Raw genomic sequence first — 18926 nt, forward strand, 5'->3', positions numbered from 1 at the left:
TTACTTTTGCCGCAGTGCCTGCGGTTCTGTTTTTGCGCCCTTTTTCGGGCTTCCCCGATTATTACGTTGTTTCAAACTTCCGCCTTCTCCGTCTGCTTGGCGCCCACCAGCTCGAATTTATAGCCGACGCCCCACACCGTTTTCAGCGCCCACTGGTCGGAGACATTCTCCACCTTTTCCCGCAGGCGCTTGATGTGGACGTCCACGGTCCGGCTGTCGCCGAAGTAGTCGAAGCCCCACACCTCGTCCAGCAGCTGGTTGCGGGTGTAGACCCGGTTGGGGGTGGAAGCCAGATGGTACAAAAGCTCCAGCTCCTTAGGCGGCGTATCCACCTTTTTCCCGTCCACGATCAGCTCGTAGGAGTCCAGGTCGATGACCAGCTTGTCGAAGGTCAGCCGCTTGCTGGTGTCGTTGGGGATCTCCGTCCGCCGCAGGACAGCGTTGATGCGGGCGATGAGCTCCTTCATCTCAAAGGGCTTGACGATGTAGTCATCCGCGCCCATCTCCAGGCCCTGGATGCGGTCGAACACCTCGCTCTTGGCGGTGAGCATGATGATGGGCACCTTGCTGGTCTCCCGGATCTTGGCGCACACCGCCCAGCCGTCCATGACGGGCAGCATGATGTCCAGCAAAATCAGATCCGGCACCTCTTTTTGAAATTCCTCGATGGCCTTCCCGCCGTCTCCGGCGATGCGGACGTCGAAGCCCTCCTTCACCAGATACATGTGGATCAGATCGGAAATATTGCGGTCATCCTCTACCACCAAAATGTTGCGGCCCATGGCAATCCCTCCAAAGTTTCACTGTTTTTGCACTTTCCATTATACCCGCTGACCGGGCGGGATGTTGAATATTCTGTAAATAGTCGTCACGAAGTCTCCGTCAGCGCAAGGCACCGGCCGTCGGCATTCTCGATGGCATTCAAAAAAGCCCGCAGCCCCGCGCCGGCGGCGGTGTCTCCCAGCCAGACGCTGATATTGCCCCGGAACGCGGACACCCTCTGGAGCAGGCTCCTGGCGTTGGAGGCCGTCTTCAGCTCATAGGCCGACCGGTCCAGCGACGGCTGCACGCAGCGGTACCCCGCCGCCTGGGCCGCCTGAAGGTCCTCGTCTTTCCCATTGCGGACCATGGCCAGCCGCGTGCCGCCGCAGGTGGCCCGCTCCAGCGCACGGCTTCCGGCGGCCAGCTGTTCCTCCACTGTGCGCGTTTCGTCCGCGGCATCCACCAGAATACCGATGCTGTTTCCCGTGGCGGTCATCCGGCGCAGCAGACCGCCCCGGCTCTCCAAAAACTCCGGCGTGCAGAAGAAGGCTGCCTGGGCCTCATAGTCATCCAGCGCGTCCAGCAGGGCCTCCGTACCGTCACCCGCCTCAAGGCACAGGTACACGCTTTTGCCGTCGATCTCCGTGCCTGTGGGGTCCTCCACGGCGGACGTGCCCGACGATGTCTTTTTCTTCTTGATGTACTCCGCGTAGCTGATGGCGCAGGGATACTCCGCGGCATTAGCGAACTGCTTGTCCGTCATATTGAAGCTGGGCTGGCGGATCCACACCAGATAGCCGTTTTCCACGTCCAGCACGGAATACAGCAGATTGAAATACCTGGCCACCAGATAGGCCGGCACGAACACCACGCCGCCCCGCCGGAGGGCGCCGGGATAGCTGATATTGCCCTCTCTGTCCTGGGTATAGTCTTTGTCCAGGTCAAAGATCAGGGAACGGTCGCCGCTGTTGTTATACAGCACTGCCGTCTGGCCGGAGCCCATGTAGGAAACGCCCAGGGCCTTCCGGCTGGTTCCGCTGAAAGTCGACGCCGCGATGTACAGGTAGCCGCCGGACCAGAAGGGCATGGTGTCGTCGGACAGGGGCAGCACCTCGTTGCCCGCCGCCACAAAATAGACGCTCTCCGCGGCGTCCGCCGGCAGGGCCGCGGTCTGAAACACCAGCAGCAGGCACAGCACCAGCGCCGCCCATCTCCGTTTCTTCATTTTCCGCAGCCCCCTTTCCTCCCACTCTGAACAGTTTATTTTATCACATTTTCGCAGTCTTTGTAAAGCCTGATGCGCCTGTCATCCGGGCAGGTAAGGCTCCACCGTGACGCCGGTATAATAGTGGGTCAGGATCTCCTTGTAGTCCGCGCCGCCGGCGGCCATCCGGTTGGCCCCGTACTGGCTCAGGCCCACGCCGTGGCCGTAGCCGGTGACGTAGAATACCAGCTTCTCTCCCTGCGCCTCCCACTCAAAGCAGGCGGAGCGGAGCCCCAGGGCCGCCCGCACCTGGGTGCCCTTCACCGTGACGCCGCCCACCTCCACCGTCTCCACGCTGCCGGCGCTGTCGGTGACGGCATTTTTCAGCCAGCCCGACACCGGGCCGGAGAGGTCCGCCTCTGGGAAGGCCGCCAGCAGCTTCTCCCTGGCCTCCGCCGCCGTGAATTCCGCCCGGCTGTAATAGTTGGGGATGGCGTCCCCCTCCTCCGGGGAATCCACCGCCTGGAGGTAGGGCAGGTCGTTCAGCCACACCTGTCCCGCCGCCCGGGTCAGCCCGGCGGAGGAGGAGTGGAACACCGCCAGAATGGGCACACCGCCGTAGAGAATGGTCTCGCCGTCGGTGGAAGTCACGGCGTTTTCCACCTTTTTCTCGTAGGTATTGGCATTTTCGCCCCAGTTGGCCTTGGCCCGTTCCTCGCTGATGTAGGCCTGGCAGCAGGTGGAATCCGTGCAGATGTCCGCCTCGTCTGCGTGGTTGCCGCCGGTCTGTATTTTATAGATGGTATAGGTCCGGGCGGCCACCGCCTGGGCTTTCAGGGCCTCCTCCTCAAAGGAGGCGGGCATCTCCGCCCGCACCACGCCCACCAGGTAGGTGCCCAGGTCTATCTCCTCCACGGTATCGCCGTTTTTCACCTTCAGAACCGTCCGGCTGTCCAGGTCCCCGCTGACAAAGGGCTCCCCCTCCGTCTCATCCATGGCCGGCTCCCGGGTGAGCAACTCCGAGCGGAAGGGCACGATGACCAGCAGCGGCAGGATGAACAGCGCCGCCAACAGCACCGCCGACACGGCGACGCTCTCCCTGACACCTCGTTTCATGGGTCTCCTCCTTTGCACAGGTTGTCCCTCCACTCTATGCGCCGTCCCGGCGGAAAATGCGGCCCGGCATGGACAAACGCCCGGGGCCGTGCTATACTGATACTCGTATTTCCAACGAATCCGCTTCCGAAAGGAGCCTTTGACTTGAAAAAGCATCTCATTCTGCCCGCGCTGTCCGTCCTGGGCGGCGCCGTGGCTTTCCTTCTGCGGCTCTTGCAGAACCGCACCGGCTTTGAGCCGGACACCGGCCTTCCCATCCCAGGCAATGTCCCCGGCCTGGCGCTGGTGGTATTGCTGGCGGTACTGGCAGCCGCGCTCTGCGTGCTGGTGTGGAAGCTGCCGAAAGAGGCCGACCCCGGCCCCGCCTTCCCCCAGGATTTTGCCACCACCGACACCCGGCTGCTGACGCTGCCGGTGATGGGCGTGCTGCTGATCGCCCTGTCCGGGCTGCTGGACCTGGTGGGCGGCTTCGGCATCACGCTCGGCGGCCCCAGTCTGGAGGACGCCTACGTGCTCTCCGCCGCCATGGAAACTTACATCCCCGGCCCCGCTTTTTCCCAGAAAGCGCTGCTTTTGATGGGCCTGCTGTCCCTGGCCTCCGCCGGGGGGCTGTTCCTGTCCGTGCTGTCCTGCCGCCCCCGGGAGGGCCGCGCCGCGAACGGGACCCTGCTGCTCATCGCCCCGGCGGCGCTGGTGGTGCGGCTGGTGCTGGTCTACCGGGTGGATTCCGTTGACCCCGCTCTCGAAGCCTATTATGTGGAGCTGCTGGCCCTGGTCTTTCTGACCCTGGGCTTCTACCGGCTGTCCTCCTTCGCCTTCGGCGCCGGACGCACCCGGCGGTTCGCCCTGTACACAGGGGCCGCCGTGGTATTGAGCCTGGCGGCCCTGACCGACGGCGCCGCCGGCATCTCCTCCACCCTGCTGTATCTGGGCGGCGCCCTGACCCTGCTGGGCTTTTTGCTGCTGCGGCTGTGCCGCCCCGCCGGGGACTGTGAAGCCCATCATAGCACAGGCGAGGCATGAACGCCACCTGTTTTTCGGCAGGATTCGGCTGTAACGGTGCTGAAAATTTTAACAAAAGCAGCATGATTTGAGGAATTTTCGGACATACAGCAGCAAAAATATATCGACGCGGAACGCCTCAAGTTATCGCAAGGAAGGGATAGTTTGAAAGGGGAACCTTAGCGGGTTCCCCTTTCTTTTCAATCAAACCCGGCGCAAAGCGCCGGGCCCATTTCAGCCCACAGGGCTGAAATGGGAAGGCTTCCAAAAAATAGCCAACAAGCCAACCTTTCGGTTGGCTTGTTGGCTATTTTTTGGAAGATTGGATGAAAAGAAGTTTTGTCTCTTGCAAGTATTAAGATACAGGAGAGTTGTTAACCAAACCAGCACCAATTGTTACAAAAGTCTTAAATCACGGATATTTTTTATGTCAACTTACCTGTCCCGCCGGAGGCTCGCGAAAAAATCCGCCAGCACTGTCCGGCACTCCTCCGCCAGAACGCCGCCCACCAGGGCGGGCCGGTTGGGGAATTGCTCCATGAACAGATTTGTCACGCCGCCGCAGGCCCCCATAGCCTCATCCCGGGCGCCGTACCACACCCGCCGGACCCGGGCGTTCAGGATGGCCCCGGCGCACATGGGGCAGGGCTCCAGGGTGACATACAGCTCGCAGTCATCCAGCCGCCAGGTGCCGAGGCGCCGGTTGGCCTGGGCGATGGCCTCCATCTCCGCGTGTGAGGCGGTGGCCTGCTTCTCCTCCCGGCGGTTCCGGCCCCGGCCCACGATCTCGCCCTCCCGGACGATGACGCAGCCAACAGGCACCTCCCCCGCCGCCGCGGCCTCCCGGGCCAGGGCCAGGGCTTCCCGCATATACCGTTCCTGTTCCGTCAGCATGGTGCTTCCTCCCGTTGTATAAAAACTGGCATATTTGTCCAAACTCCCCATAAGCTGTATCACTGGGAGGGACATCCATGAAATCCATTTTTTCCAAAAAGACAAAGTCCGATCCCGAGCTGCTGGCCCTGAAAGCCGAATTGCAGGAGGCCCAGGAGGAGCTGTCTCTGGCCTACCGCCGGTTCGACCAAGCTCTGGACCCGGAGCTGGTGGAGTCCTGCGTCTATCAAATCAGCGCTGTCAAGGCCCGGTGCAACTATCTCATCCGGGCCATCAAAGCCCGGGAACCGGAGCCCACGGCAGCCGCCCAACTGGAGGGGGATACTCTATGGACCTGAGTCAAACTGTCATCGCCGTCCTGCTGGGCGGCTTCTTCCTCATCGCCCTGATCCGGGTGTTCCGCACACCCCTGCGGTTGGCGCTGAAGCTGCTGTGCAACACCCTGCTGGGCTTCCTGGCGTTGTGGGTCGTGCGCCTGACGGCGGGGATCACCGGCATCACCCTGGGGCTGAACCTATGGAACGCCCTGGTCATCGGCGTGCTGGGACTGCCGGGATTCGTACTGCTGCTGTTGGTGCAGTGGGTGTTGTAGCTACATAGCGCGGAGGGAGGCTTCTCCCTCCCATTCTTTTTGCAGGAATTTCAAAAATCAATTTCGAGTATTCGAGAGATAATCAGAGATATTGAAAGGAAACAGGAGCTTTTCCCGGCGTAAATCAAATTTCTGTTGACAGGGCTTGTCTCCTGTGGTATAAGTATTCTTGCTCCGATTTTACCCCGGAGCACTTGATTTGTAAAGCACATGCAAATATATGATACGGAGGAAACACCATGTCCACTTTTATGGCAAACAAGGCCAACATTGAGCGTAAGTGGTACATCCTGGACGCCGCCGGCAAGCCCCTGGGCAAGACCGCTGTCCGGGCTGCTGACCTGCTGCGCGGCAAAGGCAAAGTCACTTACACCCCCCACGCTGACTGCGGCGACAACGTCATCATCATCAACGCCGGCAAAGCTGTCCTGACCGGCAAGAAGGGCACCCAGAAGATGTACCGCACCCACTCCGGTTGGGTCGGCGGCCTGAAGGAGACCCCCTACCGCATCCTGATGCAGGAGAAGCCCGACGTCGCCATGCGCGTCGCCATCCGCGGCATGATGCCCCGGAACACCGTTTCCAAGGATTCTCTGAAGCGCCTGCACATCTACGCTGACGCCAACTATGAGCAGCAGGCCCAGAAGCCCGTCGCTCTGGACGTCGAATAAGGAGGAGTAAGAGAATGTATCAGTCTAAGAAGCCTTATCTGTATGGCACCGGCCGCCGGAAGTCCTCCGTGGCCCGCGTCCATCTGTTCCCCAACGGCACCGGCTCCATCACCATCAACGGCCGTGACATCGACGATTACTTCGGTCTGGATACCCTGAAGATGGTCGTCCGTCAGCCCCTGGAGGCCACCGGCAACACCGGCAAGATGGACATCGTTGCCACCGTCACCGGCGGCGGCATCTCCGGTCAGGCCGGCGCTCTGCGTCACGGCATCGCCCGCGCCCTGCTGCTGGCCAGCGAGGACTACCGTCCCATCCTGAAGAAGGCCGGTTTCCTGACCCGCGATCCTCGTATGAAGGAGCGCAAGAAGTACGGCCTGAAAGCCGCCCGTCGCGCACCGCAGTTCAGCAAGCGCTGATTTTGTTATCAGTTGCCCCGGAAAACCTCGGTTTTCCGGGGTTTTCTTTCGTGAAAGTTGATATATCGAATTTATTGGCTTATTATTTTGCTCTCAATCCGCAACTATATCTTGTGTTTTGTCCCGTAAAAACTCACAAGTTTGAGGTTAAAATTGGGGTTAAAGCAGCGTTTGCGGTTAATTTTGAGGTTAAAAATTGTTGCAAAGAAAGGGGGCTGTTCAACAGGAACGCCCCCTCTCTTTGCAGAAACATCATGCCACCGGTCAGCGGAGTTCTTTCAGCTTTTCATATAGCTCCGCATTGGCCTCGGCATCGCACCAGGCACGGTGGGCATTCTTCTGCTGGATCCCGAACCATTCTGAGAGATATTCCAGCTTCACATTATCCCAGCCTTTGATTTCCTGCCACCGTTTGGCATAGAGATAGGTATCGAAAAACGGATTTTCCAGGCGCACACCTGCCCGGCGGGCTGCCCGGTCGATGTAGTAGAGATCTGATGCCTTGATGTTATGTCCCACCAAGACGCTGTCCCCCACGAATTCTGAGAAAGCCCGGATGACTGTGGTGATGTCCGGCTTGTCCGCCACCATATCGTCCGTGATGCCGGTAATGCGGGCGATGCGGGGCAGGATTTTCCTGCCGGGGTTCACCAACTCAGAAAGCCGCTCCGTCACCTTGCCGTCCACCACCTTGACCGCACCGATCTCCGTGATCTCGGCGGGGCCGTCGCCGTTTGCGGCGCCATAGGTGCCGGAAGTCTCAATGTCAAAAGCTACAAAGGAATCAAAATCCGGCGTTGTCAGCTCCGGCATGGGCTGGGGCATCCCGTCCTCCAATTCCTCGCAGCTCACCCCCGCCAGCTCCAGCAGTTCCAGTGCCTGGGTGATCTGCTCCGGCGTTCCGGTGAGTTTCAGCACCTTATAGCCCACCCGCCGGTCCTCAGCGGCCGTGGGAAGCGGCACGGATGTCTCTGCCTCGCTGACGGCGTTCAGACGCTCCCGATAAGCCGCCAGTTCCCGGGTGTCCAGCGTCTCCAAATACCTGGCCGTCAGCGCCCCGGAGTGCTGGCCCGCCGTGGCCTGGATGCTGCCCAGAGCCCGGGCGGCAGCGGCAATCTTTTCATCCACCGCAGTCCGCCACGTTTTGGCCGACGTGGACTTGTTCAGCCACTTATCCTCCAGAAACGCCGGGCTGGCCAGCACCTGCTCCGCCAAATCCCCCAGCGGGCCGCTCTCCCTGTGGAAATACGCCTCGATCTCCTGCCGCCTGGTGACCTTCTCCTGCTCCTCCATGGATGCGATGAAGCCCTTGATCTCCTCCAGCGGGGCGTCGATCATGGCAAGCAGTTCCTTCACCTGCCCCTCAAAGGCGTTGTAGGGGGCGAGATAGGCCCGTTTGACCTCCTTGCGGCGGTCATCCAGTTCCCTGCGCAGGCGGGTCAGTTCCTTCTTGTCCGCCTTGGCGTCCGCCAGCATGCCGTCGGTATAGACGAGGTGCTCATACCTGTTCAGTACGCCGGACAGCTCCTCCCGCAGTTCCTGAAAATTGTCGATGATAACCTCTCCCGGCTTTTGCCGGGAAAGTAGCTGCAATTCTTCCATAAGTATGCTCCTCGATGATTCACAGTTCTTCCAGGGTAAACTCCGCCACGGGTTTGAAGTCGTCGGTGATATTAAACCGCCATGAAGGGGATATTGTTCTCCTTTGCGTAGGTTTCGGCATAACTGCCCGAGGGGGCGTGGATCGTGACCAATGTTGCGTAAAAGGCGCCATCACCAATCTCGGTGACACTGGCCGGAATCGTGATTTCTTTCAGTTCGCTGGTGTTAAAAGCATGTGCGCCAATTGTAGTCACGCCATCTGAGAGGACGACCTTTTCCACATAGTCCGTAAACGCAAATGCGCTTTCCTTGATGGCGACCACTGGATGTTTTCCGATAGACGGAGGAACTACCATTGTGCCATCCGTTCCCTTGTAGCCGCTGATCACAACGCCTTTGTCTGTATAGGAGAACTTCAACAGTTTCTTCCAGTCTGCGGCAGACATTTCAAGGTCATCCCTTTGCTTTTCAGCGGTTTTTTTCACGGAATCCTGACCATTGCAAACGCTTAGAATAACCGCTTTTGCTTCACTTGCTCCACATCTTTCGGCCAGATCAAGATAGGAAGTGATTTCGTCTTGCGGAATCTTTGTCTGCAGGCTCAGCAATCGAGCCAGTGCTACTGTTGACTTCGCCCTTCCAATAAAATACCCGGCAAGGTCTTTACGCACAGCTTCCCGTCTGATTTCACTCATAAAACTGGCTTCCAAACCATTCAACTGTGTGTCATTGATCAACACGTTGGTCAGAAAACATTGGTTCATTTCATAATCGCATGCTGCTCCGGAATTCTGGGGCAGCAGTTTGAAAAATGCTGCTTTAATAGCGTTTTTCCCAATATGTTCAACTGTTTGCGCAGATATTTCAATTGTTTTGAGATGATTACAGCCACTAAATGCATCTGATCCAATATAGGCAACGCTGTCTGGAATCACAATATGTTCCAGGCTCGGGGCATTGACCGCACGGTCTGCAATTGCTCTCGTTCCGTCAGGGATCTTAAGCAAGCACTAGAAATTCAACCAGCAACTATGCCGGAATTGCTTGAGGTTTTGGATCGAGGTGCTCTATCCGCTGTCCTTACACCTGTTCAAAAAAACAGGAAAGTTTCAAACCTTTTGCAAAAAATGAAAGCAGATGGGAGTATAGTTCCCGAAGGGCCAAGGAATCGCGCGAAATGGCACCTTGTAAAAAACGATAAAACTTAAAGCGCAATAACTTAGTTTTATTTAGTTTTATCTTAAGTTTGAAAGGCCGCAAGTTGTTTCTACAAAGCGACTGACCGGCTTCGCTTATAAATCGCAGATTATATATGCTATAAGGCTGCTTTTGCGGTTAAATTTGAGGTTAAATTTATTCCCGATCCCGCAACTCATTGTGCCGCAGCGGTTTCAAGTTTGCCGCTTTCAAGAGTACGGCCTGAAGGCCGCCCGTCGTGCTCCCCAGTTCTCCAAGCGCTGATTTTGTTATCAGTTACCCCGGAAAACTTCGGTTTTCCGGGGTTTTCTTTTGTCAAAAGGTAAGCGTCAAAGCTAACGGCGACTTGCGGTAAATTGAATAACCCGCTGAACGTCAAGCGGACACGCCGCACAGACTGCGGCGTGTCCGAAAGGTTCATTGTTTTCCATGGGAGCGCTGCGCCTTCCATATCGGGAGCGTCAAGAGGCGCTATTCTGCCATCCTCCTGACCGGCACCTGTATTTCTGACAGCCATTCCCTTTCATCATCCTTGTTCCAGACCCCGTCAATATAGCTCTCCCGTATCTCCCCGTCGATCTCATACCCATTTTCCTCAATATACCGCAGCACGGTTTCGTAGGATTCCAGCCGGATCCGCATAAAGGCCACGGTGGTTTCCGGGATGGTCTTGACCAGTACCGGGGCGAACAGGCCGTTTTTCTTTTTGGACAGGTACCCGTCCACCACGGCGATCTGCCTTGTGAGGTCAGCGATCCTGGCAAGCAGCTCTGATTTTTTCTTTAGCAGCACCGCTTCTTCATCCGCGCCGGAATTGATGTGGGCAATTTCCTCCAGCGTGAATCCCGCCAGCTTCAGGGCGTTGATCTGGTGGAGCACCGCCATCTGGGAGAGGGTGTAGTACCGGTATCCGGTCTCCGGATGGATCAGCGCCGGCATCAGCAGGCCCTGTTCCTCATAGAAGCGCAGGGTCTTGACCGTCACATGGTTCATGGCCGCAAACATGCCGATCTTATAGAGGGTATCGCTTATCTTTCCTTCGCAGGACTTGTGTTCTTGTTTCATCTCCATAGCGTTACTCCCATCTGAATGTTTTGACGGCGACGGCGCCGCAAATCACAGCAATCGCAATCAGGGTCATGACCGGCATTGCCATTTTATCATAGCACCCCATGGACACGGATTTCAACAGACCGATCCCCACGCCGAGGGGCATCCACCCGGAAACAGCCCTCAGCCCGGCCGGAAACACCTCCGCCGGAATCGTGGCGCCGGAGAACAGCAGCATGGGAAAGTAGAGCAGGCTTGTCGCCACATTCATTGATTTTGTGGTCCGGCACAGGCTGGCCACCATGAGGCCAATGGAGAACATGGAGGTCATGGTCAGCAGCCACACAGCAAGATATGCAAATACGTTTCCCCGCATCCGGTAGCCAAAAACCACCACCGCAGCGGCGGTCAGAATCAGGGTGGAAATGACGGCCATGACGCCGCTGCAAATGGTATCGCAGGCCAGAAGTCTCGCGGGAGAGCAGGGGCTGCAGTACATCCGCCGCAAGATTCCCTGAGACCGGCACTCGACGATGGTGATAGGGATGCTCATAAACGCGCTGCAGCAGATCCCCACGGTGGACAGCGACACATAGGCGCTCTGCAGATAGGTAAGACCCGAATCCGCGGCGTTTTTATCTCCGGTGATCATCGTGATCACAACGAATACCACCAGCGGCATCGCCAGGTTAAACAGGATCACATCCGGGGAGCGGAAAAAAATCTTTTGCTCCACCCGGTACATGCTCAAAAATCTCTTCATAACAGTTCCTCCTCTCCCATAAAGAACAAATACGCTTCCTCCAGGTCCTTCCGCCCCGACGCGGCGACCACTTCGCCGATGGTACCTTCCGTGGCCTTTTTCCCAGACCTGATGATACACACCCGGTCGCAAAGGGCCTCCGCCTCCTCCATGTAATGGGTGGTCAGGAAAATCGTCAGCCCCTGCTCCTTCAGCTGCTTCAATGTCCGCCAAACCTCACGCCTCGCCACCACATCCAATCCGGTAGTCAGCTCGTCCAGAAAGACGATCTCCGGGTTGCCGATCAGCGCCAGAACAACAGAAAGCTTCTGCCGCTCCCCGCCGGAGAGCTTGGACACGAAGCTCTTTCTGAGTGTGCCAAGTCCAAATTGCTCCAGCAGCCGCGGATAGTCCGCCGGAGCTGCATACAAAGAGGCATACTCGATGCACGCCTCCTCCACGGTGATGCCCAGCTGATACTGGGTGTTCTGAAGCTGCACGCCGACCCGCTCAAACACCTGCTTTCTGTTTTTGGCGGCGTCCATTCCCAGGATCTTCGCGGAGCCGGCCTCCGGCGCCTTCAACCCCAGGATCAAATCGATGGTGGTGCTTTTGCCTGCTCCGTTATGCCCCAGCAGGGCGAAGACCTCGCCCTTTTGCACATCAAAGGACAGCTCATCCACGACCCTGCGGCCCGAAAACGATTTTGTCAGGTTTTTTACGCTGACAGATGGTTCATTCATAGCAAAAATCCTCCTTGCTTTTCTTTGCAAGGAGGATTCTATCATCTCCCCTAAAGGGGAGAGTCAAGCAGTATTTTAACTGTTCGGAAAATCATAGGGTCCGGCATCCGGGCTTGTGTTGCGGGCGGCGCAGAGACGGAGCTTTTTCATTCTTCTTTGCGCCGGCCCAGATAGCGAAACACCCGGCGCCGGTAGTTCAGATATTCCGTGCCGAACGCGCCGGTCAGATAGCGCTCTTCCTGCAGGATCTGCAAATGCAGCATGGTGACGGCGGAGGCTGTGAATGCCGCTGTCAGCAGATTGCAGAACATGAGCAGCACACCGAGATACTGCAAGTCAAAGCCCAGAAACGCCGGATTGCGGCTGTAAGCGTAAATACCGTCTGTTACGAGTTCTGTCCTGTCTTTATCCGGGATACCGGCCCGCCAACTGTCCTTCATGCACAGGACGGAAATCAGAAAGATCAAATCCCCGATCAAGCCGACGCAGGACCCGGTAAAGCGGGCTCCCGCGGGCAGATGGCTCCATCCAAATCCGATGGACAACAGCTGCGCGGGGATGACGCCTACGGTGGCGATCCCCATCAGAGTCTCGACTGTGTGGGCGTTCTTTCTATGTCCGAACTGCATGGTCTGGATGCCACGGCGTTTCTGCATCCGCATTTTGGCGAGATAAATGCCGTAAAACACTGCCAGGACCAACAACGCCAGTACGGAGTAGGGTATGGATTCTTCCAGTGGCATCTTCATCGTTTCCAGCTCCTTTTGCTTTCACCCATGGTAGTCGCCTGTGGCAGACTCTACCGTGACAAAGGGGACGATCCCGCCGCCCAAGTCCTCATAGTATTCCGGAAGTACGCCGTATTTTTCAAATAAGTCCTCCGTAAGCGCTGTTTTCCAGGGTTCTTCCTCCGCGCCGGTTGGGACAGATTCGCCCTCAGAAACTTCATCTCCACTGGTTGAGGGCTCTTTGTTCGCAGAGGTTTTCCCATCATTCTGCCGCTCTGTTTGCTGGGCGGCAGGATCCGTTTTGTCGGATGCGGCCGGGGTTTTCCCGCAGGCTGTCAGAGCAAACAGCGCCATGGCCGCAAGCATGGCGGCCGCAAAAGCTCTGTATGTCATTTTTGTGTTCTCCTTATCCGTATCCTCACGGGCCATATGTCAGTTTTTTCCCGGTGCTATCGGCTTTTCCCTGTCTCTGATACAGATCCAAGCCGCCAGCAGGATCATCGGCAGTCCACCCACCAGTCCGACCATCAGAGGTCCCAGCAAAAGCCGGTCTCCGTATGCCGGATTCAGGAAGATCGTCGGGACGCCCGCAAAAGCATTGATCGCTCCATGGCACAACGCGGGGATCCAGATGCAGTTCGTTTTTTCATAGAAGAAATCCAGCAGGATACCCATGGAAGCCGCGATCAGGCAGAACAGCAGCGGCCCTGTCACCGGAGCGCCCCAATAGGAGGTGCCGTATTCATAGCCTGCCAGCAGCATGATCGGCCAGTGCCAAACGCCCCAAATGATCCCTCCGGCAATTCGGCCCTTCAGCGTTCCCCAGCGGCTTTTCAGCGCGGGATACAATACGCCGCGCCAACCGGCTTCCTCTCCGATGGCAAAGAGCATGTTCAACCAGGGGGCATAGGTCAGAGATGCCACACAGCTGCTGATGACGTATTGCTGAACCGACAGGCCGCTGCTTTCCATCTGCCGGACGCCCTCCGCTCCCAACACGTTGTAAAGATACGAAAACGAGGTGTCCAGCGCATCCGGCACCATCAGGAAATACAGCGCGGCGCCCATGGCCCCCCAAACAGCCGGGCCAAACCATGCGCCCATGATCCAGCGGATGTTTCCTTTGATACGGGGCTTCCAGCCCATTCCCCTGATACCGGCTCCGGACAAAACTGCCGCAAGCAGCGGCGCAAACATGGAAACTGCCAGCAGTGTCGAGTAGGCCAGGCCTTCCCCGGCCCGAAACATCATGCCTGCCGCGATCTGCAGGATCCACGCGATGCCGAACGCCCAGAGCAGATAGGACGCAAGGCGGTCCTTTTTCCCGTTTTTCATGGCATATTACCTCCCCGAAAATGATTTCTCTGTGCGTATGTATACGTGCCTATAAAATCAGCTCGTATAGGAAAAAATCAGTCCAGCCCACATTATCCGCATACCACCGCCGCTGATCCCGTTTCTGAAAACCAAGGGATTCATAAAGCCGATGTGCGAGCGTGTTGCAGGCCAGGGCATCCAGCCGCACCGCCTTTTTCCCCATTTCCCGGCTCAGCACTACGATCTGCTGCATGGTCATGCGGGCGATCCCCTTCCCCTGCCATTCGGGTGCAACACAGAGCAGATGCACCACGGATACCTCGTCATCCTCCAAGGGAACCGACCATGCCGAATCGTGATAATCCTCTGCCTGGGGCGTAACAGCTGCGGCAGAGCGTATCCTTCCATCTTTTTCGCAAACGTACATGGCGCCTTTGCGGATGTAGCCTTGCATCATTTCATCCGTGGGATGCTTACCGTATACCCACCGGGCACAGGTATCCATATGCTCTGTGTGGGCGATCACATCCCGATAGAATCGCGTGATCCTTTGAAAATCCTGCTCCGTTGCTTTGACCAGCTTCATAACGGTCGCTCCATTTACAGAATCCCTGTGATCGTCATGGCCGAGACGATGTCAGCCGTTTCGTTTTCCTTTTCGAGCCTACAAACCGGCACCCAGATGCCGCACTCGTAGCCGGGGCTTTGCATATCACCGGGGGAGTAGACCTCCAGCATGGCATTTCCGTTGCCCCGGTATTTCTGCCCCTCGTTCGGATACCACTCCTGCCAGACCTGGGTGTTCAGGGCTTGCAGGGAACCGGGCAGGGGGCCTTTGGCGGAGAACATCACCCAGTCGCTTTCCGGGAAGGTATAGAGCTTCAACCCCTCCGGCACGTCGCCGCCCTTGTAAGGTCCGGCGATCCAGTATTCAAAGGTGCCTTCCTTCTCATCGCAGATGGCGAACAGGCCCACGCCGTTTTCGAGGATAGCCGCTTCAACCGCCGTTTCCGGCCGCATGGTCTGCCAGAGCCGCGCGTATTTCTGCGCATACTCCCTGTCCCAGAACTCGGGGCACTTCCGATAGCCCTCCTCCGGGCGGATGGAGGTGGAAAAGCCGATGAAAGTCATGGCCGGTTTGTGTTCGTATGTAATGTTCATTTGTGTGCCTCCTTGTTTGGCTCTGTATGCTCTTTGTGTTGATGCAGGCAAACTGAAATCTGTCTTGAAACCCTTACATGACTTCACTGAGTTTATGGACTGCGCAGCCCCTGCCTGCATAGTATGCAAGCATCTCAGGGAGTTTCTTTTTATCATAACTGGTGATACAGTCAGACAAAACATGAACGGCAAAACCGGCTTTGGTCATGTTGTAGCAGGTGGATTTTACGCAAGCCGTGGCATCTGCCCCGGTAATAAAAAACTCGGTGATGCTGCGTGCCTGGATAAAGGCGGCAAATTCTTCACTGGTTAAAGCATTGCTCTTTGTTTTGGTAAAAATGTGATCTGATACGATTTTCAGTTCCGGAACAAACTCAGCACCGTGCGTGTCAGGCTTAAATGTTCTCGTTCCGGCAGACAGATTGTTATGCCGGATGTAAACAACATCCATATTGTTTGCAGCAGCCCAATCGATCGCCTGATTGGTGGTCTCAATGATCTCCTTGTAGTTTTTTGTAATGTCATTTTGAAGGTCGATCACGGCCAAAGCTTTGTTTTTCATAATGCTCCTCCCCAAAAATTCTGATTTGATGAACAGGGTTTTTCATGTTGGCATTGTTCTCTTACTTCGTTCCCGACCAGAGTTGCTGTTTTTTGCGGGCAATGGCTGATACCGCGATAACACACCGTATTGTTCCGACCGGGGAAGGAAATCGGCCTGTGCGTTCCAGACGGATGTTTCGACCATGTTGGTTTTCAGAATCACTTGGTTGATCTCACCTTGGACTGGAATCGCGATATCAAAATCACCCGTCTCGAAGAAGCCGAACACAGCGCTGAACCGGAAGCCCACATAGAGCTTGCCGTCCTGCTCCTTTGCATAGTACCCGCAGAAGCCCTCCGGAAAGGAACCGGGATAGAAACCAGTGATATGAACGCTCTTCTCATGGACTTCCAAGGAGGTGATCCCCGCGCCCTGACAGGCGCGAAATCCGCCCAGCTTCCATCCGTAGCGTCCTGCAAGGAAAACCGCCAGCAGGGCAACAGCGGTAACCAGCAGCACAGCCAGTGCTTTTTTCAGTGTTTTCATCCCTTGCCCCCCTCATATGTAATCGGCGTCCGGAACAGTGCGCAGGATACGGCCCGCTAACAGTCCAACCCTTTTACCATAGCCCTGCCGTTCAGGACTTGATACCCATATTTTTCGTATAAGGAATGTGCGTCACGGGTTATTAACATGCCGCGAAGCCCTTCATACTCCGGACGCACCTCAATATAGGCAACGAGCGCGCTTCCGAAGCCCCTGTGCTGATAATCCGTGTCAATGATCATATCACACAAATAGTAGGTCGTGGCATAGTCGCTGATCACGCGGGCAAAACCGATCAGCTTTTTCTCATCGTCCAGATATACGCCATAACAGGATGAGTTGGCAATAGATCTGCTGACCTGTTCCGCGGAACGCTTATCTGTCCAATATGTCATCTTCAGAAGCCTCATGATCTCAGCCAAATCCATCTTTTCTGAGCCTTCTATGATCCTGTAATTCATTGCGGATGTTCTCCTTTCGAAGAATCCTGCCCTCCCCCATGACAGCTGTTCAATCAATTGGCAGTCGCTTCAGCATAGTGATCGTCCGGTAGATCTCGCCGCAGGAAGGGCATTTCCAGTCACAAGCACTTTTCTTCGCTTTTCTGTGAAGGTGAACTAAAGTTCCTTTCCCGCACTTCGGACATACCGCTTTTTCACCACGCCATAGTTTTTTCATCAGGGCAATCTCTGTATCTCTGCTGTCTGTATACACGGGCGTCTCCTTTTTCGCTGCGCAGCGTCTTACCTCGCTTTTTCGTTCCTGCCGCTCAGCTTTTCGCACCGGGTCAGCGGTTTATGGCCGGAAGCGTGATGGTATTCCCGGCAGGCCGCACAGTCACCCTGTCTGGGACATTGGATACGCTTGCATGGACAGGGTTCCCGCTGTACATTTTCCATCACCGTTTCTCCAGCAGGGCGGCACCCGCGCAGGCCAGGCCGATGCCCAGCAGGGGAACGGCGGTTTGCGGGTCCAGACTTCCCAGGCAGGACAGCACCACAACGGCGACGCCCATGGCCAGGGTCACGGCCTTGAAAATGGCAGAAATCATTTCGCGAATCGACTTCTTTTCCATATCTTTTTTCTCCTTGAATCACCGAGTATTTGCGTTTATTTCCAGCTTACACCCTATATTTTACAAGAGTGCGCCGGCTGCATATAGGCGCTTTTTGTATGCGTATGTGTCTGTTTTATAGATGCTGCGCTTGTTTCTTTACGCGCATGTACAGGATCACAGCCAATGCCCAGGCACAGAGGATCGTCAGTACGCCGGTCTCGCTGACAAAGTACATTTTGTTGGCGCCCGCGGTGATGACCTGGAACACCGCCTGGTCGTAGTTGTTGTGCGCTGCGTGGAGGAAGGCCGCAGGCCACACGCTGCCGCTCTCCAGTGTCAGCAGCCCCGCCATCACCCCCACCGGGAAGATGTGCAGCGCAAAGGCGGGCAGCTGATACCACAGGGGCGTGCCGGTCATGTAGCCGCCACCGATCAGCAGGGGCAGATGCCAGCAGCACCAGAACAGGCTGGAAATCAGAAGCGTCCTGTTCAGTCCCAACCTCTCATACAGCGCAGGAACCATGAAGCCCCGCCAGCCGATCTCCTCTCCCAGGGCGGACAGCAGAGAAAAAAAGGTGCCGATCACCAGAGGTGGCAGGAGATCCTTGAGAATGACCGCCAAGGCGACACCATGATAGGCGAAATTCTCCGGGTACAGCAGCCAGTACACCATGTAGGGAATCAGCAGATACACCAGCGGCAGCAGGCAGCCCAGCAGCACATAGCGCAGCATGCATGTCCGGAAGCCGCCCAGCGCAAACAGCTTTTTCACCGAGAAGGGTTCACCGTTTTCCCGGAAGAAAACGCAGTTTGCCACGGTAGCTGCCACGGCAGGTATCCACATTAAAACGATATAGAGCCACTCAGCTCCGCCCCGGCAGATCAGAGTCTCCACCGCCGCAGATATAAGTATCACGATTGCGAAGAAACTGATCAACGCCCGTTTTCCGTAATTCCTGTTTTCAATCTTTCTATTCATCAAACCCCTCCTGCATCTCCGGGAACACCCATGTTGTGCCAACCTCCACCAGGTCCGATGATGATTCCGTCACCTCAAAAACCGCGTGGTCAAGGTCACACTGAATGGTACCCTTCATATCTGCAAAATCATCTGTGTAAACAAGCATACCCCGGGTCTCCACCGCGGTTCCCCGGAAATACCCCAGGCGGTAGATCTCCATTTCAATCACATAGCCGCTGCCGCTCCGCGCAATGGATAAGCTGCTGTATATCTCATCCGTTTCCTGACGGTCCACATACACCTTCGGGGTCACGCCCATCGCCGGGGTATCCTCCCGGTCCCCGTAGGCCCAGCAAATCGTCATGTCCTGATCGTCCATTTCCAGCTCTGCCACGCCGTTTTCCTCCGTAATGCGGAAGTCCCAGACCCGTGAGGTCTGCTCCAAATCAGAGGTCAGCTGCGCATGGATCACCCCATCCTCCACGGTATAGGTCCCGTGCCAGCCCTCCGCTCCGATGTACCAGCTCATTTGGCCGTCGCTCCGGATCTCCATACCGGCGCCCCATTCTCCATAGCCGGGAAACAGGTCCAGGGGATCCGCGAATGCGGCAAGGTCGT

The 18926-nt window shown here is 56.7% G+C and carries 26 protein-coding genes; 5 read left to right on the forward strand and 21 right to left on the reverse strand.

Features of this window, described 5'->3' with window-relative positions:
- Positions 1-71: 71 nt before the first annotated feature.
- From JQM68_RS02190 to spoIID, 3 genes are all read right to left on the reverse strand, one after another.
- Entirely contained in the window at positions 72-782 is a 711-nt protein-coding gene (locus JQM68_RS02190) for a response regulator transcription factor (protein WP_235221278.1), read from the reverse strand.
- Positions 783-868: 86 nt separating this feature from the next.
- Positions 869-1987 carry a polysaccharide deacetylase family protein gene (locus JQM68_RS02195; protein ID WP_235221279.1) on the reverse strand — a complete coding sequence of 373 codons (1119 nt, stop codon included), beginning with the start codon at positions 1985-1987 and terminating at the stop codon, positions 869-871.
- A gap of 81 nt (positions 1988-2068) precedes the next feature.
- Positions 2069-3082: a stage II sporulation protein D gene (gene spoIID, locus JQM68_RS02200; protein WP_235221280.1), complete on the reverse strand. Its 1014-nt coding sequence runs from the start codon at positions 3080-3082 to the stop codon at positions 2069-2071.
- A gap of 144 nt (positions 3083-3226) precedes the next feature.
- Here spoIID and JQM68_RS02205 point away from each other — a divergent pair, with 144 nt between their 5' ends.
- Positions 3227-4105 carry a hypothetical protein gene (locus tag JQM68_RS02205; protein ID WP_235221281.1) on the forward strand — a complete coding sequence of 293 codons (879 nt, stop codon included), beginning with the start codon at positions 3227-3229 and terminating at the stop codon, positions 4103-4105.
- Between the two features lie 414 nt (positions 4106-4519).
- Here the strand turns inward: JQM68_RS02205 and JQM68_RS02210 are convergent, their stop codons facing one another.
- Entirely contained in the window at positions 4520-4978 is a 459-nt protein-coding gene (locus JQM68_RS02210; RefSeq protein ID WP_235221282.1) for a nucleoside deaminase, read from the reverse strand.
- A gap of 77 nt (positions 4979-5055) precedes the next feature.
- Here JQM68_RS02210 and JQM68_RS02215 point away from each other — a divergent pair, with 77 nt between their 5' ends.
- From JQM68_RS02215 to rpsI, 4 genes are all read left to right on the forward strand, one after another.
- On the forward strand, positions 5056-5316 hold the full coding sequence (locus tag JQM68_RS02215; RefSeq protein WP_235221283.1) for a DUF2508 family protein: 261 nt from the start codon (positions 5056-5058) through the stop codon (positions 5314-5316).
- Positions 5307-5570: a pro-sigmaK processing inhibitor BofA family protein gene (locus JQM68_RS02220; RefSeq protein WP_235221284.1), complete on the forward strand. Its 264-nt coding sequence runs from the start codon at positions 5307-5309 to the stop codon at positions 5568-5570. The genes JQM68_RS02215 and JQM68_RS02220 overlap by 10 nt, the downstream gene beginning before the upstream one ends.
- 239 nt (positions 5571-5809) lie before the next feature.
- Entirely contained in the window at positions 5810-6241 is a 432-nt protein-coding gene (gene rplM / locus JQM68_RS02225; protein ID WP_235221285.1) for a 50S ribosomal protein L13, read from the forward strand.
- Positions 6242-6255: 14 nt separating this feature from the next.
- Positions 6256-6660 (forward strand): 30S ribosomal protein S9, encoded by a 405-nt coding sequence (rpsI, locus tag JQM68_RS02230; RefSeq protein WP_235221286.1) that lies wholly within the window; start codon positions 6256-6258, stop codon positions 6658-6660.
- 264 nt (positions 6661-6924) lie between these two features.
- Here rpsI and JQM68_RS02235 read toward each other — a convergent pair whose 3' ends face one another.
- From JQM68_RS02235 to JQM68_RS02315, 17 genes are all read right to left on the reverse strand, one after another.
- Complete coding sequence (locus JQM68_RS02235) at positions 6925-8262, reverse strand: DUF1351 domain-containing protein (protein WP_235221287.1); 1338 nt, start codon at positions 8260-8262, stop codon at positions 6925-6927.
- A gap of 71 nt (positions 8263-8333) precedes the next feature.
- Positions 8334-9269 (reverse strand): leucine-rich repeat protein, encoded by a 936-nt coding sequence (locus JQM68_RS02240; protein WP_235221288.1) that lies wholly within the window; start codon positions 9267-9269, stop codon positions 8334-8336.
- Positions 9270-9930: 661 nt separating this feature from the next.
- Positions 9931-10530, reverse strand: coding sequence for a MerR family transcriptional regulator (locus tag JQM68_RS02245; protein WP_235221289.1), 600 nt, complete (start codon positions 10528-10530; stop codon positions 9931-9933).
- A gap of 4 nt (positions 10531-10534) precedes the next feature.
- A complete protein-coding gene (locus tag JQM68_RS02250) occupies positions 10535-11272 on the reverse strand; it encodes an ABC transporter permease (protein ID WP_235221290.1) in 738 nt (245 codons plus the stop codon).
- The gene (locus JQM68_RS02255) at positions 11269-11994 is read right to left on the reverse strand and encodes an ABC transporter ATP-binding protein (RefSeq protein ID WP_235221291.1); all 726 of its coding nucleotides are present in this window, start codon (positions 11992-11994) and stop codon (positions 11269-11271) included. Before JQM68_RS02255 ends, JQM68_RS02250 begins: the two co-directional genes overlap by 4 nt.
- A 146-nt stretch (positions 11995-12140) precedes the next feature.
- Positions 12141-12743: a methyltransferase family protein gene (locus tag JQM68_RS02260; protein WP_235221292.1), complete on the reverse strand. Its 603-nt coding sequence runs from the start codon at positions 12741-12743 to the stop codon at positions 12141-12143.
- Positions 12744-12764: 21 nt separating this feature from the next.
- Positions 12765-13115, reverse strand: coding sequence for a hypothetical protein (locus JQM68_RS02265; RefSeq protein ID WP_235221293.1), 351 nt, complete (start codon positions 13113-13115; stop codon positions 12765-12767).
- A 39-nt stretch (positions 13116-13154) separates the two neighbouring features.
- Positions 13155-14057 carry a CPBP family intramembrane glutamic endopeptidase gene (locus JQM68_RS02270; protein WP_235221294.1) on the reverse strand — a complete coding sequence of 301 codons (903 nt, stop codon included), beginning with the start codon at positions 14055-14057 and terminating at the stop codon, positions 13155-13157.
- A gap of 49 nt (positions 14058-14106) precedes the next feature.
- Complete coding sequence (locus tag JQM68_RS02275) at positions 14107-14625, reverse strand: GNAT family N-acetyltransferase (protein ID WP_235221295.1); 519 nt, start codon at positions 14623-14625, stop codon at positions 14107-14109.
- A 14-nt stretch (positions 14626-14639) separates the two neighbouring features.
- Entirely contained in the window at positions 14640-15200 is a 561-nt protein-coding gene (locus tag JQM68_RS02280; RefSeq protein ID WP_235221296.1) for a GyrI-like domain-containing protein, read from the reverse strand.
- 73 nt (positions 15201-15273) lie between these two features.
- Complete coding sequence (locus JQM68_RS02285; protein ID WP_235221297.1) at positions 15274-15762, reverse strand: cysteine hydrolase family protein; 489 nt, start codon at positions 15760-15762, stop codon at positions 15274-15276.
- Positions 15763-15804: 42 nt separating this feature from the next.
- On the reverse strand, positions 15805-16290 hold the full coding sequence (locus JQM68_RS02290) for a hypothetical protein (protein WP_235221298.1): 486 nt from the start codon (positions 16288-16290) through the stop codon (positions 15805-15807).
- A 56-nt stretch (positions 16291-16346) separates the two neighbouring features.
- Positions 16347-16751: a GNAT family N-acetyltransferase gene (locus tag JQM68_RS02295; protein WP_235221299.1), complete on the reverse strand. Its 405-nt coding sequence runs from the start codon at positions 16749-16751 to the stop codon at positions 16347-16349.
- 49 nt (positions 16752-16800) lie between these two features.
- A complete protein-coding gene (locus tag JQM68_RS02300; protein WP_235221300.1) occupies positions 16801-17004 on the reverse strand; it encodes a PDDEXK family nuclease in 204 nt (67 codons plus the stop codon).
- A gap of 184 nt (positions 17005-17188) precedes the next feature.
- A complete protein-coding gene (locus tag JQM68_RS02305) occupies positions 17189-17365 on the reverse strand; it encodes a hypothetical protein (protein WP_235221301.1) in 177 nt (58 codons plus the stop codon).
- A 115-nt stretch (positions 17366-17480) separates the two neighbouring features.
- Positions 17481-18326, reverse strand: coding sequence for a CPBP family intramembrane glutamic endopeptidase (locus JQM68_RS02310; RefSeq protein WP_235221302.1), 846 nt, complete (start codon positions 18324-18326; stop codon positions 17481-17483).
- Positions 18319-18861 (reverse strand): hypothetical protein, encoded by a 543-nt coding sequence (locus JQM68_RS02315; RefSeq protein ID WP_235221303.1) that lies wholly within the window; start codon positions 18859-18861, stop codon positions 18319-18321. Before JQM68_RS02315 ends, JQM68_RS02310 begins: the two co-directional genes overlap by 8 nt.
- Positions 18862-18926 lie beyond the last annotated feature (65 nt).

It is taken from the genome of Oscillibacter valericigenes (assembly GCF_021531435.1).
GTDB classification, from domain to species: domain Bacteria; phylum Bacillota; class Clostridia; order Oscillospirales; family Oscillospiraceae; genus Oscillibacter; species Oscillibacter valericigenes_B.